General features: G+C 59.4%; 9 protein-coding genes. 8 read left to right on the plus strand and 1 reads right to left on the minus strand.

Annotated features, from left to right (window positions below; translation table 11 throughout):
- Positions 1-409: 409 nt before the first annotated feature.
- Entirely contained in the window at positions 410-898 is a 489-nt protein-coding gene (locus DK261_RS19800; RefSeq protein WP_028681853.1) for an Hpt domain-containing protein, read from the plus strand.
- A 109-nt stretch (positions 899-1007) separates the two neighbouring features.
- Here the strand turns inward: DK261_RS19800 and DK261_RS19805 are convergent, their stop codons facing one another.
- Positions 1008-1637, minus strand: coding sequence for a response regulator transcription factor (locus DK261_RS19805; RefSeq protein ID WP_009047547.1), 630 nt, complete (start codon positions 1635-1637; stop codon positions 1008-1010).
- 520 nt (positions 1638-2157) lie between these two features.
- Between DK261_RS19805 and DK261_RS19810 the strand changes: the two genes are divergently transcribed.
- The 7 genes from DK261_RS19810 to DK261_RS19840 all read left to right on the plus strand — a co-directional run bounded on the left by DK261_RS19810 (position 2158) and on the right by DK261_RS19840 (position 13241).
- Positions 2158-2721, plus strand: a complete 564-nt coding sequence (locus DK261_RS19810) for a fimbrial protein (protein ID WP_009047548.1) — start codon at positions 2158-2160, stop codon at positions 2719-2721.
- Positions 2722-2745: 24 nt separating this feature from the next.
- Positions 2746-3513, plus strand: coding sequence for a molecular chaperone (locus DK261_RS19815; RefSeq protein ID WP_009047549.1), 768 nt, complete (start codon positions 2746-2748; stop codon positions 3511-3513).
- A 170-nt stretch (positions 3514-3683) separates the two neighbouring features.
- A complete protein-coding gene (locus DK261_RS19820; protein ID WP_009047550.1) occupies positions 3684-6251 on the plus strand; it encodes a fimbria/pilus outer membrane usher protein in 2568 nt (855 codons plus the stop codon).
- Entirely contained in the window at positions 6251-7030 is a 780-nt protein-coding gene (locus tag DK261_RS19825; RefSeq protein WP_009047551.1) for a molecular chaperone, read from the plus strand. Before DK261_RS19820 ends, DK261_RS19825 begins: the two co-directional genes overlap by 1 nt.
- A gap of 64 nt (positions 7031-7094) precedes the next feature.
- Positions 7095-8780, plus strand: coding sequence for a ShlB/FhaC/HecB family hemolysin secretion/activation protein (locus DK261_RS19830; protein ID WP_028681856.1), 1686 nt, complete (start codon positions 7095-7097; stop codon positions 8778-8780).
- 73 nt (positions 8781-8853) lie between these two features.
- Positions 8854-11880 (plus strand): GLUG motif-containing protein, encoded by a 3027-nt coding sequence (locus DK261_RS19835; RefSeq protein ID WP_110176192.1) that lies wholly within the window; start codon positions 8854-8856, stop codon positions 11878-11880.
- A 188-nt stretch (positions 11881-12068) separates the two neighbouring features.
- Positions 12069-13241 carry a fimbrial protein gene (locus tag DK261_RS19840; RefSeq protein ID WP_009047554.1) on the plus strand — a complete coding sequence of 391 codons (1173 nt, stop codon included), beginning with the start codon at positions 12069-12071 and terminating at the stop codon, positions 13239-13241.
- The last annotated feature ends 56 nt before the right edge of the window (positions 13242-13297 follow it).

The following is a 13297-nucleotide window of genomic DNA, read 5'->3' on the forward strand; positions in this document are numbered from 1 at the left end:
CCTTGTAAAGGTGTTAACCGGGAGTAACAGCACGAAGTGCCAATATTCCGACAGGCGGGTGTTTTGGTGTCAATATTGTGTCGATGTGTTTTTGGCGAAATGCTCGCAGGTACCCGGCACTGATGCGGCTCAATTGGCTGAAACCCTTATGCGGCAAGGGCTGGCTGGCTCATGCCAGTGCTGGGTGGCCGCAAGTTGCAGCGTCAGTTATTAAAAAAAACCGGCAGAGCATTTTTCTGGCGGTTTTTTTTCATGCTCTCCGGACTTCAATGTCTGGGGACTCCCTCAGTAAAGCCGCCCTATTCAGCGCTTTGAGAAACGTCTGATATTCGCCTCCAGGAGTTTTGCCTAGCCTGACCCGTATTCGATGAACGGGCTGCGGCATATTCAAGTGAGCAAGGAGGCAGATATGAATAGGCAGGATGCACAGGCCGGCGCAACGCCGGAGACACCAAGCTTCAACGCAGGGGGAAGCGTGGATGAGGAGGTGTTTCACGCTATTCGGGTCGGTTCCGCCGAGTCGTTGCTGGAGGTGCTTGGCAGGCTCATGGACCTTGCTGGCGACAATGAGCAAGTCGCCCGACGGCTCATCGAGGAGGTACGGACTTACCAGATCAAAGACCTTGAACTGTTGCGGGCGTACTGCGAACAAAAAGATCGGCAAGCCATTGCCAGGCTGTGCCACAAGATGGCGGGTGCGGCTTGTGTATTGAAGTACCAGCCGCTGATCTCCAGCTGCCAGCGCCTGAGGGAAATCAGTATCGCAGGGACCTGGCCAGTGCTGCTGGAAAGGGCGCAGTGGGTCGAGCAGGCGCTGCTCAACCTCAAGGACATCTGTCTTGTAGCCATACAGGATGATGGGCCAATCAATCTGAGAGAACTGCCTCGTGAGCGCTGATTCCTCTGCTGCTCCAAGGGAGTAGTGCTCGATGTCCCGTCGCAAAACCGATAAGACGCTGATTCTGGAACAGACAGATGTCCATGCGTTGCTGGGGGTCGCAAGAGGCCTATATGATTCCTTTCTGCCTGGCTATTTCAATCAGGGCCAGAAGGTTGGTGGTGTTGAACTTCTTCAAGAGTCTTACTTTGTAAGTACTGACCGTTTTGTGACTGATAAGCAGAGTCGCTGCAATCTCCCTGTTGTTAAGACCCTGTGCCAATAACCTTAATGTGGTGATTTCCCTGTTGGTCAGCTGGGAGGCGGCAATGCTTTGCATCTGGTTGGTGTGAATGCTTTCCTGCAACAGGAGCAGAGAACTTTCAGGAAAATAGGTATGTCCTGATAACAATGCTTTTACTGCATCTCCCACCTCATCCAGCGCTTCGTCCTTGCAGATGAACCCTGCTGCGCCCCCATGCAAACAACGTACGGCAAAGTTCTTTGAGTCGCTGGAAGTCAATATCAGTGTTTTTACCAGGAAGTTATTGGCCTTGAAGTGAGTAAGTACGGATAGCCCGTCCAGTTGCGGTAGATCGAGGTCAAGTATTACCAAGTCCGGCTTATGGGTACGAACAACTTGAATGGCGTCGACGCCATTGTCTGCCTCGGCGGCGATATGGTGCCCGTTACGCTCAAGTATGACTTTCAATGCAATCCTGACCAGGGGGTGGTCGTCGACTATGACTATGGATCCCATAGTGTGCTCTCTCTATATTGGTTATGCGTGTAGGTTTTATATTCTTACTCTCTATATTCAATTCTTCTCATTGAGGTTGGGCCTTTTTGTCGGCGCTCATTGCGCAGGCCTACGGGTAGACTCCTTTAATTTTTTATTGAGTAGCGAGTTGGCCTGGTTCAGGCTACTGCGACGCGAGCACTTGGTAGAGTTCAGCTAACACGCGCGCGTTGAAGAAGTACACAGTCTTGTCTCATAAGTAAAGACGAAATCAATGAGCGGTTTATTAAGATATTTCTGATGGGTGCTTCGGCCGTCTCTCAATTCAAATTCGAAGGCTGATCGGTAAGCTACGGCTTCCTTTGGGGGTTCTTCATGGGGCACCTAAAGGAGCTTGCTATTGTTGTCGACCCATTGACTTAGACTTTGAGTGAGAGAGGCTTGGGCTGCCATGGCCGGTGTGATTTGGTCATGGCTGAACCGGGAGAACAATCAAATAGATTGCACTTCTTTTGCCGATCAACGTGAACAAGGAAATCACATGAAACGCACATCTTTACTGTCCCTGGCAACTTCCAGCTTGATGCTTGCTGCGCTTGTTCCTTCGTTATCTCATGCCACTGATGGCGTGGTTAACTTCTCTGGCAGCATCTCTGACGTGACTTGCAATATCAACGGCCAGGCACCGGGTGAAAACAACATCACCAACGTGGAACTGGGGCGCATCTCTCCTTCGATCTTCAAGGCCATTGGCGATGCTTCTCCGTTCGAGAAGTTCGCGTTGGTGCTGTCCGGCGCGCAATGTGCCAATGGAACCAAGGTCGTCGTTGATTTTGACCAAGTGGGCAACGTCGACTCGGCGACCGGAAACCTCAAGCTGATCGGCGCAGCGCCTGCCACCGGCGTGCAGATCCAGGTGTTCAACGACAATGTCGCTGCTGGCACGAAAATCCCGCTCGGTCAGTCGGAAGCCACGCCACAGGTCGCCACCGTTGCAGCCAACACTGCAACCCTCAAGTTCAAGGCGAACTATGTTGCGACCGCGGCTAGTGTTGGTGCGGGTTCGGGTAACTCCTTCGTTCGATACACCCTGTCGTATAAGTAAAGACCAGCGCCCGAGGAGTGATTCATGACGCCGAAAGCGCGTATTTTTTCTTCTTTCGTTCTCGGCGTCATGTTCTTGGGCGTATGTTCTGGAATCGTACAGGCGTCGGTAGTCATCCAGGGTACTCGGCTGGTTTATCCGTCGGATGCTCGTGAAGTGACAATAAAAGTGAACAATACCGGTGCCTCTGCTGTATTGGTCCAAAGTTGGATTGATGATGGCGATTCAACTAAGGGGCCCGAGGAAATGAAAGTTCCATTTTTGGTGTCCCCGGCGGTGATTCGCCTGGATTCGGACAGTTCAGCTTCACTGCGTGTTTCCTTCACGGGTGAAAAACTTGCAGAAGATCGGGAATCCTTGTTCTGGCTCAATGTACTGGAAACACCTCCACGCAAGGAAGTCGATGAAAATGTCTTGCAGTTTACCTTCAGAACCCGAATCAAAGTGTTCTTTCGACCCAAGAACCTGAAGTCGGATGTGGACTTGGTGGCGAACAAGCTCGATTGGCAATTCAAACAGGCCAGGCATCCAGATGGAAAAGGTAAAGTCGAGAATCGCCTGGGAGTTCAGGTGACTAATCCGACTGCATATTACGTTTCTTTCGGCAAGATAGAAGTTGCTCTGGATGGGCGACGGGTTGCAGTTAAAGATGAAATGATCGCACCTTTCAGTAGTGGGTTTTTCCCATTACCCGAACGGGCTCCTCAGACCTATCGCAAAGCCTCTGTTCATTACGAGGTCATTAATGACTTCGGTGGGCGGCGGGTGCTTGAAAAACCATTGCCCCTGTAACTTTTCTCACCCTGCAGTTTTTGTCATCTCTATGACCTGGCTGCATGCCGGTATCGAATATGTTGAACGTCCAGCGTAGTCATCTGGCTGTTTTTGCTTGTGCGTTAGTTTCGTACGGTTGGAGCCCAGTTCGGTTTTTTCTAGGTCTTGTTTCTACGGCGGCGATTGTCATGGCGACTGAAACATGGGCCGAAACTTCCACTGCCGAGCCTGCGGGGCAGGGCGTGGTATTCGATTCGCAGATGTTGTTTCAGACCGAAGGTGCCCCCATCGATACCAGCCGTTTTGAGCGCCAGGGATTTCTCATTCCGGGCAATTACCGCATCGACCTGCTGGTAAATGGCCAGTGGCGTGCCACGCAGAACATCGAGTTTCGCGACACCCATGGGCCGCAAGGGGGCCAGCCCTGTTATGAGCGTTCGTTGCTGGTCCGTGCCGGTATCGATCTGGACAAGGCTTCGGCGCAACCTTCCGCCGAAAGCATGCCGGAGGGCACCTACTGCGCCGACCTGGCTCGCTACATTCCTGGTCTCACCACGAAGATCGATCTCAAGAAGCTGACGATCGATCTTTCGGTCCCGCAATATTTCCTGCAGAAAGGCCGGTCGAAAACCTATGTCGATCCGGCGAATTGGGATCGCGGCATTTCTGCAGGGCTGCTCAACTACAACACCAACCTGTTCAGTGCACAGAATAACGGCCGAACCCAGACCGACGCTTACGCCGGTCTGAACATGGGGCTCAATATGGGGTCGGTGCGCTTGCGGCATAACGGCACCCTGACCTGGTCTCCGGAAGCGGGTAGCCGTTATCAGCGTGGCTCCATCTACGGCCAGACCGAATTGCCGGCATGGCGCTCACAGTTGCTGGTGGGCGAAAGCGTCACCAATGCCGATCTGTTCGACTCCGTATCGTTTCGCGGCGCCCAACTGACCAGCGATGACCGGATGCTGCCCGACAACGAGCGTTTTTATGCGCCTGTTGTCCGGGGGACGGCCAGCTCGAACGCCAAGGTCTCTATTTATCAACGTGGTTACTTGATTTCGGAAACGTCCGTTGCGCCGGGACCGTTCGAAATCAGCGATCTTCAAGCCGCCAGCTTCGGCGGCGACTTGAACGTCACTGTGACCGAGGCCAACGGGAAGAGCAGCAGCTTTACCGTGCCCTTCGCCACGACTGTTCAATTACTGCGCCCTGGAAACTCCCGATACAGCTTCACCGCCGGCCAGATCATCGATCCCGGGCTGCGCGGCAGTAACCAGTATGTGCTGCAAGGGACAGCCCAGCACGGTCTGGATAACGACATTACCGGATACATCGGCAGTGCTGTCACGGGCAGTTATATGTCGGTACTGATGGGGAGCGCGCTCAATACCGATGTGGGGGGCTTTGCCTTCGATGTGACCCAGGCCAAAACCAACGTGCCCAGAAGGGGCCGTCTGAAGGGGACGAGCCTGCGTCTTTCCTATAGCAAGAACCTGCCCAATAGCGGTACCAACTTCTCGTTACTGGCTTATCGCTACTCGACCCGTGGTTATTTGGGACTGCATGACGCGGTCGCGTTGCAGGACTTCGTCGAGGACGGCGAACGGGTGGAAGCCTTCTCCCGAATGCGTGACCGGCTGGATGTGAATATCAGCCAGCAGTTGAAGGCCACTGGCGGGCATTTCTATGCCAGTGGTTCGGCGCTCAATTACTGGAATAGACAAGGCAAGACCCTGAGTTTTTCCACGGGTTATAGCAATCAGTGGCGGGGCAACAGCTATTCCTTCGCCGTACAGCGCACCTTGGGACAGAACCGGTCTTCAGGACGTCGGGCAGTCAGTAGCAATACGACCTTGAGTTTGACCCTTACGATCCCGCTGGGCCGTGAGACCCGGGGCGCAACGGTGCTCAATAACTTCGTCAGTCACGACCAGAGCACGGGAACCCATCTGACCAGCGGCGTTTCCGGAACAGTGGACGACGCGGGCAAAGCCTCCTATGCCGTGGCCGTTTCCCGTGATGACAAGCAACGGGAAACCAGCCACAACGCCAGTCTCAATTATTCCTTGCCCCAGGTGGCCTTGAGTTCCAGTTTTTCCCAGGGCAGCGATTACCGCCAGGCGTCCATCGGCGCTTCCGGCGGCATGATCCTGCACCCCGGAGGGCTGACGTTTGCCCAGACCCTGAGCGAGACCAGCGGCCTGGTCTACGCGCCTCATGCCAAGGGCGCAGGGGTCGGCTACAGCGGCGCGCGGGTGAATGGCAGCGGTTACGCAGTGGTGCCCAGCCTGACGCCTTTCCAGCTCAACACCGTGGATATCGACCCGCAGGGCATGCCCGACGACGTCGAGCTGCAGGTGAGCTCGCGCAACACCGCGCCGGTGGCGGGGGCCGTGGTGATGCTGTCGTACCCGACCCGCAAGGCGCGCTCGTTCCTGATCAACAGCCTGCAACCCAATGGTGCGCTCCTGCCGTTTGCCGCGATCGCCACCGACGCCGAGAGCGGGGTGGAAATGGGCGCGGTCGGCCAGGGCAGTCGCCTGGTGCTGCGCAGCGAAAAGAACCAGGGTTCGATCCGCGTCGAATGGGGTGACCAGCCCGGGCAGCAATGCCTGATCGACTACCGCCTGCCCGAGCGCGATGCGGCGCCTGCCAAGACTGTCGAGGCGAAGGGTTATGAGGTGTTCGACCTGCCATGCCGCCCGGTACCTCCCGACGCTGGCGGGGCACCCGCCCAGGCGAGGAACGGCTGATGCAACAGGCATGCGGCTTGCGCGGCCCCTCGGCGGTGGCTCGGCGGATCCGTGGCGGCCTGCTGTCGGCCTGGTTGCTGATGTCGCTGTGCGTCGACGCCCAGGCGGCGCTGGCCATTACCGGCACGCGCTTCATCTACCCGGCCAATGCCTCGGCGTTGACGGTCAGGGTCGGCAACACCGGCGATGCGCCGATCCTCCTGCAAGCCTGGCTGGACCGGGGGGATACGCACACCGACCCGAGTCGCCTGACGGTGCCGTTCGTCCTGTCGCCACCGATTTCACGGCTCGACCCACAACAGCGCAGCGCCCTGGTGGTGCGTTACACCGGCGAACCCTTGCCCGGCGATCGCGAGTCGGTGTTCTGGATCAACTTCCTCGAAGTGCCGCCGGTGACGACCACCGACAGCAATGTGCTGCGCCTGGCCTATCGCATGCGCATGAAGCTGCTGTACCGCCCTGCGGGCCTTGCCGGCAAGGCGAACGAGGCAATCGGGCAGGTGCTCTGGAGCCTCGACAAGACCCCGGGGCCGGACGGGCAGATGGCGCTGCTGGCCACCAGTCGGGCGCCTTACTACGTGTCCATCTCGCAGTTGGAGCTGGGCAGCGGGACTCAATCGATCAGTTGGCAGGGGATCACGCTCGAGCCTTTCGGCACGACCCGTATCGCCCTGCCCGCAGCAAAAAAGGCAGCCGTCGCCAGTGCGACGGTCGTTCGTTACCAGGTGGCGGTAGACAGCGGGGAGACGCTGAGTGGAAGTGCGCGGTTACAACAGTAGTTTTGCGATGGGCAGATTCGTGACGAGTACGTCGCCATGCGGCAGTGGCCGAGCGCCTGTGGGCATGAGTCCGGGGTGGCGCGGGTCGTGTTTGGTCCTGGCGGCGCTGCTGCCACTGGCAGTACCCGATATCGCCCTGGCTTTGCAGGTACCCAACGCCGGCCAGGCGATGCGTGACATCGAGTCGGTCCAGCCGGCGCAGCCTGCTCCTTCGGAGCTGGAGTTGGACCTGCCCAAGGCCGAGACACCCGCCGCGCCGGCAGCCCCGGACACCTCCGGAATCCGGCTGCAGGTCAAGACGTTTGCCATCGAGGGCAACCAGGTTTTCACCACCGAGCGCTTGCAGGCACTGCTGGCCGACCTGCACGACAAGGAGTTGGACCTGGCCGGTTTGCGTGGAGCTGCACAGCGGATTACCGACTATTACCAGAAGCAGGGTTATGTATTGGCCCGCGCTTTCCTGCCACCCCAGGACATTGAAAACGGCCTGGTGCGGATCGCTGTGGTCGAGGGGCGTTACGGGCGCATCGAAGTGCAGAACCGTTCGCGCGCCCTGGATCAAGTGGTGCGGGCGCCGCTGTCGTCGCTGAACAGCGGCGAGGCGGTATACGACGCGGACCTGGAACGCAGTCTCTTGCTGTTGAGCGACCTGCCCGGGGTCCAGGCCCGAGGTACCCTGCGTCCTGGCCAGGAATACGGGACCACCGACCTGGTGGTCGATACCGAATCCGGGCCACTGTTGAACGGCACCCTGGAGGCGGACAACTTCGGCGGTTATTACACCGGCGAATACCGCCTGGGGGGCAGCCTCAACCTCAACAACCCCTTGCGTCTTGGCGACCAGCTGAGCCTGCGCGCGATGCGCAGCGACGAGTCGCAGCGTTATTTCCGCGCGGCCTACCAGTTGCCGGTCGGCCCCTGGTCGACCCGCATCGGCGGGGCGTACTCGGAAATGAGCTACCGCCTGGGCAGGAACTTCGAGGTACTGGATTACCACGGTGTCGCCAGCTTCCGCAGTTTCTTCGTCGCCCAGCCGCTGGTGCGCAGCCGCACCTTCGACCTCACTGCGCAACTGCAATACGAAGACAAGCGGTTGCGTGACGATATCGACCTGTTCGAATTCAGCAGTCGCAAACAGATCGACCTGTGGACCCTGAGCCTCAGTGGCAACAGCCAGGACCGTTTTTTCGGGGGCGGCCAGAACTTCTTCGATCTGTCCTACGGCAGCGGGCGGTTGCGTTTCGGCGACCGTGAGGAAGAAGTCCAGGATGGCCGCACCGCGGGCACCTCGGGCGAGTTCGCCAAGCTCAATCTCAATGCGGCGCGCCTGCAGCGCCTGAGCGATCGCTTCCAGCTCTACACCCGGCTAAGTGCGCAATGGGCCAACGACAACCTGGACAGCTCGGAAAAGCTCGGCCTTGGCGGCCCCTACGGTGTGCGCGGCTATCCGGTGGGCGCCGGCAGCGGCGACCAGGGTTGGCAGGCCAGCGCCGAACTGCGCTATGCCCTGGCGCCGCGCTGGCAGCTCAGCGCCTTCGCCGACAGCGGCACGGTCAAGGTCAACCGCCAGCCCTGGACCTCCGAGAACAACACCCGCCGGATCACCGCGACCGGTATCGGCGCCAACTGGGTGGGGCCTTCGCAGCAAGTCAACCTGACACTCGCCTGGCCGTTGCATGACAACGGCAAGACTCGGGATAAGCCGGAGCGCCGCCCCCAGGTCTGGATGAACGCGACGCAATATTTCTAGTACCTGCTCGTAGCAGGAGTGGTGTCGCCCTGCAAATGGTTTGCAGAGCGTTTTTTAAAGAAGAGGAAGCATCGTGAACAAGATGTATGCACTGGTTTGGAACCAGGCCCTGGCGTGCTGGAATGTGGCTCATGAAGGGGCACGTCGCCGGCGCAAGTCGGGTGCGCGCAAGGGCATGGTCGTGGCGGCTGTCAGCCTGCTGGGAGTGGGCGCCATGTCGTCGGCATTCGCCCTGCCGACGGGAAATACCCATGTCTCCGGGGAAGCCAATATCCTGACCTTCAACGATGGCAAGGAAATGTCGATCAACCAGAAAAGTGACAAGCTGATCACCAACTGGAACGACTTCAGCGTCAAAAAGGGCGAGAAGGTCTCCTTCCACCAGCCCACTAAAAACTCGGTTGCACTGAACCGCGTCGTCGGTACCAATGCCAGTGATATCCAGGGCCAGATCAATGCCAATGGCCAGGTGTTTCTGGTCAACCCCAACGGCGTAGTGTTCGGCCAGGGTGCCCAGGTCAACGTGGGTGGCCTGGTGGCTTCGACTCGGGACATTGACAATAAAGACTTCGAGGCCGGCAACTACACGTTCTCGGGCAGCTCGCCGGCGCAGATCATCAACAACGGCGACATCATTGCCGCCCAGGGCGGCAACGTCGCGCTGCTGGGGGCCAACGTGCGCAACGATGGGGTGATCCAGGCGCAAATGGGCCGGGTGGCGCTGGGCGCGGGGGACAAGTTCACCCTGAACTTCGACGGCAACAACCTGCTCAACCTGCAAGTCGAGGGTGCCGCAGTGGATGCCCTGGTGAAAAACGGCGGCCTGCTCAAGGCCGACGGCGGCCAGGTGCTGATGACCGCCAAGAGCGCGAGCGACATGTTGCAGACCGTGGTCAACAACCAGGGCTCCATCGAGGCCAATACTCTGCGCGGCAACGCCGGCAAGATCACCCTCGACGGTGGCGATGTGGGCAAGGTGCTGGTGGCTGGCTCCATGACCGCCAGTGCTATCGGTACCGTGGGCAACGGCGGCTTGATCGAGACCAAGGGCGCGAACACCGAGGTGCAACTGGCGAGCCGGGTCAATACCCAGGCCAGCAACGGCCAGACAGGCAACTGGAAGATCACGTCGAACACCGTCAAGGTCAACCCGACCGCGGCATCGGGCAGCGATACGGCCTACGCCGATACCCTGTCGAGCAATCTGGCGACCACCAATATCGAGCTGGCCAGCAGTTCCGGCGATGTGGTGGTGGGCGGTCCTGTCACCTGGAACAGCGGCAATCGGCTGAAGCTGTCTTCCAAGGGCGATATTGAACTCAATGGCGGGCTGACCGCCACCGGAGCCAATGCCCGGGTCGAAATGAACGCCGAGAAAAGGGTCCGGCTCAATGGCAACGTGACCCTCAGCGGGGCCAACGGTAGCCTCGGGCTGAACCATGGCGATGGCTATGCCCTGGGGCAGAACGCAACGGTGACCCTGTCCGGTACGGGCGCGGCGTTCGACTCCAATGGCTCGCAATATGGCGTCATCCAGAACACCGCGCAGTTGCAGGCGGTCAATAACAACCTCAACGGCCTGTATGTCCTGGGTACCAATATCAAGGGTTACGGCGCCTTCAAGTCCATTGGCGGCAATAGCCAGTTCTCTGGCGTTTTCGATGGCCTGGGCAACACCGTCAGCGGTTTCACGGTGACCAATACCGGGCCTAACGTCGGTCTGTTTGCCGCCAACTCGGGCAGCATCAGCAACCTGAAGCTGGCCAGCATGACCGTCAATGGCACTACCTCGGGGACCGGTTTCAGCAATATCGGTGGCCTGGTAGGACTCAACAGCGGCACGCTGACCAACATCAGCGCCACTGGCCTGCGCGTCAACGCCAGCGCGGCGAACACCAACGTCGTGGGCGGCCTGGTCGGTCTCAACGCGGGTGGCGCAATCGATCGTGCGTCGGTGGGGCCTACCTCCTACGTGACCGGCAACACCTACACCTCTTCGATCGGTGGGCTTGTCGGTGAAAACATTATCGGCCTGGCCGGAGTCGGCAGCATCACCAACAGCACGACTAACGTCAATATTTCGGGTTACATGCAGCGCAATACCACAGGTAGCGTGGGCGGGCTGGTGGGCAGCAACAAGGGTGGCTATATCGCTGACTCTTCGAGCAGCGGCACCATCACCAGCAGCTACGGCGGCCTGAACATTGGCGGTCTGGTCGGCTACAACCAGAATGGCACGCTCGAGCGCTCGAGCTCCTCGGCAGCGGTGCGGGGTAATGCCGCCAGCAACATCGGCGGCCTGGTCGGGTTCAACACCAACAGTGCGATCAGGGAGTCCAGCGCCAGCGGCGCGGTGACTGGCTACGGCAGTGCCTCGGCAGGCGGTCTGGTCGGCTACAACCAGAACAGCACCCTGAACGACGTCAAGGCCACCGGTGCAGTCTATGACAACTCGGGCGCCAACGTGGGCGGCCTGGTCGGCCAGAACTACTACGGCCAGATCGATACCGCCGAGGCTCTGGGCAATGTCACCGCCGGCGCCAACAGCAGCACCGGCGGCCTGATCGGCAACAACTATCGCGGTACCGTGAGTCACGGCGTGGCCCGTGGCAAGGTCATGGCGGGCACCAACAGCCATGTCGGCGGATTGATCGGCAACAACGACGGCGATCTGAGTTCGGTCGAAGCCAGTGGCGAAGTCAGGGGTGGGACCAACAGCTTCGTGGGTGGCCTGGTGGGCACCAACGGTCGTACCCAGGGCGCCAACATCGAAACCGCCACGGCCAAGGGCCCGGTCTTTGGTGACCAACGCAGCAGTGTCGGCGGGCTGGTAGGGCAGAACCATGGCCAGATCCTCAACTCCCTGGCCCTGGGCACGGTGAGTGGTGGTTACTACGCCAACCTGGGCGGTCTGGTCGGATTGAACATGGGCAATGTTCGTCAATCGGTGGCCACCGGCAAGATCAACTTCAATCCTCGTATCGGCCAGACCTACGGCGGTCTGGTGGGCGTCAACTACGGCGAGATGAGGTTCAACTCGGTATCGGGTGAAGCGGCCCAGGTACCTCTGGCCGGCCTCAACTACGGGGTCATTCAGTAACCAGCAGCACGACCCGCTGATACCCAGGTATCGCGGGTTCTCGATACGCCATGCCGCGGCATGGCGTATCGGCTTTTTCAGGATCCATTACCTCTTTCCGGATGCCCCGCGACGCGGGTCGTCCATGCACAACCAAGGCCGGTCGGCCAACACGGCCGCGCTCAAGCAGAACATGGAGAATGCCCCCCATGATCCACCCATTGGCGTTCAGGCCTGGCTGCCGCAGGCGTCGGCTTTACCGTACTGTCCAGGCATTGGCGTGCCTGCTCCCGGGCTTGATCGGTGCGACGGCACAGGCTGACATGGTGGAAAGCCAGGCGATCGACTGCTCGTTCAGTAACAACGCCGGCCTGCCCTGGGTGGAAGTGACGGCATTGACCAGCGCCACCCCGGTAGGCGCCGTCCTGTGGCAACGACCGGTGGCCCTGATCACCAACTACAAATATGGCGGCGGCACCGGCAACAAGGCCCATGAGCTGGTATCTGCCGGGCACTGGAGCGCGGGCACGCCATTGCCCGATGGCATTGCGCCAACCAATATCAGCGGCATCGGTTTCAAGATTGCCGTGAACTCCTCGGACGGAGTGCTCAGGGAGATTTCCCAGACTAACAAACCCGTCGCGCAGGAAAAGAACCAGGTCATGTTTGACCCCGGCGCTGGCCAGAACCAGCGCTCGGTGATGGTGACCAACTACATACAGTCTCTGATCCTGACGGTTCCCCCCAGCCAGTTACCCAGCGGCGAGTTGATCGTCAAGCAGGTGGATGGCAGCTCGCGGCTGACGCTGTATGCGGTCGACTTGCTCAAGGGTGTGGCTAGCCTGGGCGAAGAGGTCAGCATCCCGAACGACAACATACCCATCGGCATCTGCCGCAAACCCTACCCGTTGATGGGGCCCGCCATCATCAATATGGGTGGCGGGCCCGGGCCCATTATTCCCAACAAATGCGAGGTGGAGTCGTACAAGAGCATCCCGGTGAAGCTCGGGCGTTTCTCCCTGGCGGACTTTCCCAAGGTGGGTTCCACCTCGTCGCCGGTGCCGTTTCGCATCGAGCTGAGCCAGTGCGCGTTGAATGCCAAGCCACAAATCACTTTCACCGACAAGGTCGCCGGTCACACCGACCCCTCGGTGCTCAACCTGACGGCTTCGCCCAACAGCGCCAAGGGCTTCGGCATCATCATGATCAACGACCTGAACCAGCAGCGGATCAAGTACGACGGCACCCTCTACGACATGCAACGGGTGGGCGACAGCGCGATCATCCCGCTGCGGGCCGGCTACATCCGCACCGGCAGCGATGCCGAAGTCAAGGTTGGCGATGCCGATGGCGCGGCGGAGTTCACCTTTACCTTCCCTTAGCCATTCAGGCTTGAATGAAGGCCCTTCGATGACGATGGACGCCATTGCGGGGCCTT

The sequence above is a fragment of the Pseudomonas sp. RW409 genome (assembly GCF_003184125.1).
In the GTDB taxonomy this organism is placed as follows: domain Bacteria; phylum Pseudomonadota; class Gammaproteobacteria; order Pseudomonadales; family Pseudomonadaceae; genus Aquipseudomonas; species Aquipseudomonas chlororaphis_I.

Excerpts from the sequence above, each read along its gene's own strand:
- DK261_RS19800 (WP_028681853.1), top strand. The coding sequence starts at position 410 with ATGAATAGGCAGGATGCACAGGCCGGCGCAACGCCGGAGACACCAAGC.
- DK261_RS19805 (WP_009047547.1), bottom strand. The coding sequence starts at position 1,637 with ATGGGATCCATAGTCATAGTCGACGACCACCCCCTGGTCAGGATTGCA.
- DK261_RS19810 (WP_009047548.1), top strand. The coding sequence starts at position 2,158 with ATGAAACGCACATCTTTACTGTCCCTGGCAACTTCCAGCTTGATGCTT.
- DK261_RS19815 (WP_009047549.1), top strand. The coding sequence starts at position 2,746 with ATGACGCCGAAAGCGCGTATTTTTTCTTCTTTCGTTCTCGGCGTCATG.
- DK261_RS19820 (WP_009047550.1), top strand. The coding sequence starts at position 3,684 with ATGGCGACTGAAACATGGGCCGAAACTTCCACTGCCGAGCCTGCGGGG.
- DK261_RS19825 (WP_009047551.1), top strand. The coding sequence starts at position 6,251 with ATGCAACAGGCATGCGGCTTGCGCGGCCCCTCGGCGGTGGCTCGGCGG.
- DK261_RS19830 (WP_028681856.1), top strand. The coding sequence starts at position 7,095 with ATGAGTCCGGGGTGGCGCGGGTCGTGTTTGGTCCTGGCGGCGCTGCTG.
- DK261_RS19840 (WP_009047554.1), top strand. The coding sequence starts at position 12,069 with ATGATCCACCCATTGGCGTTCAGGCCTGGCTGCCGCAGGCGTCGGCTT.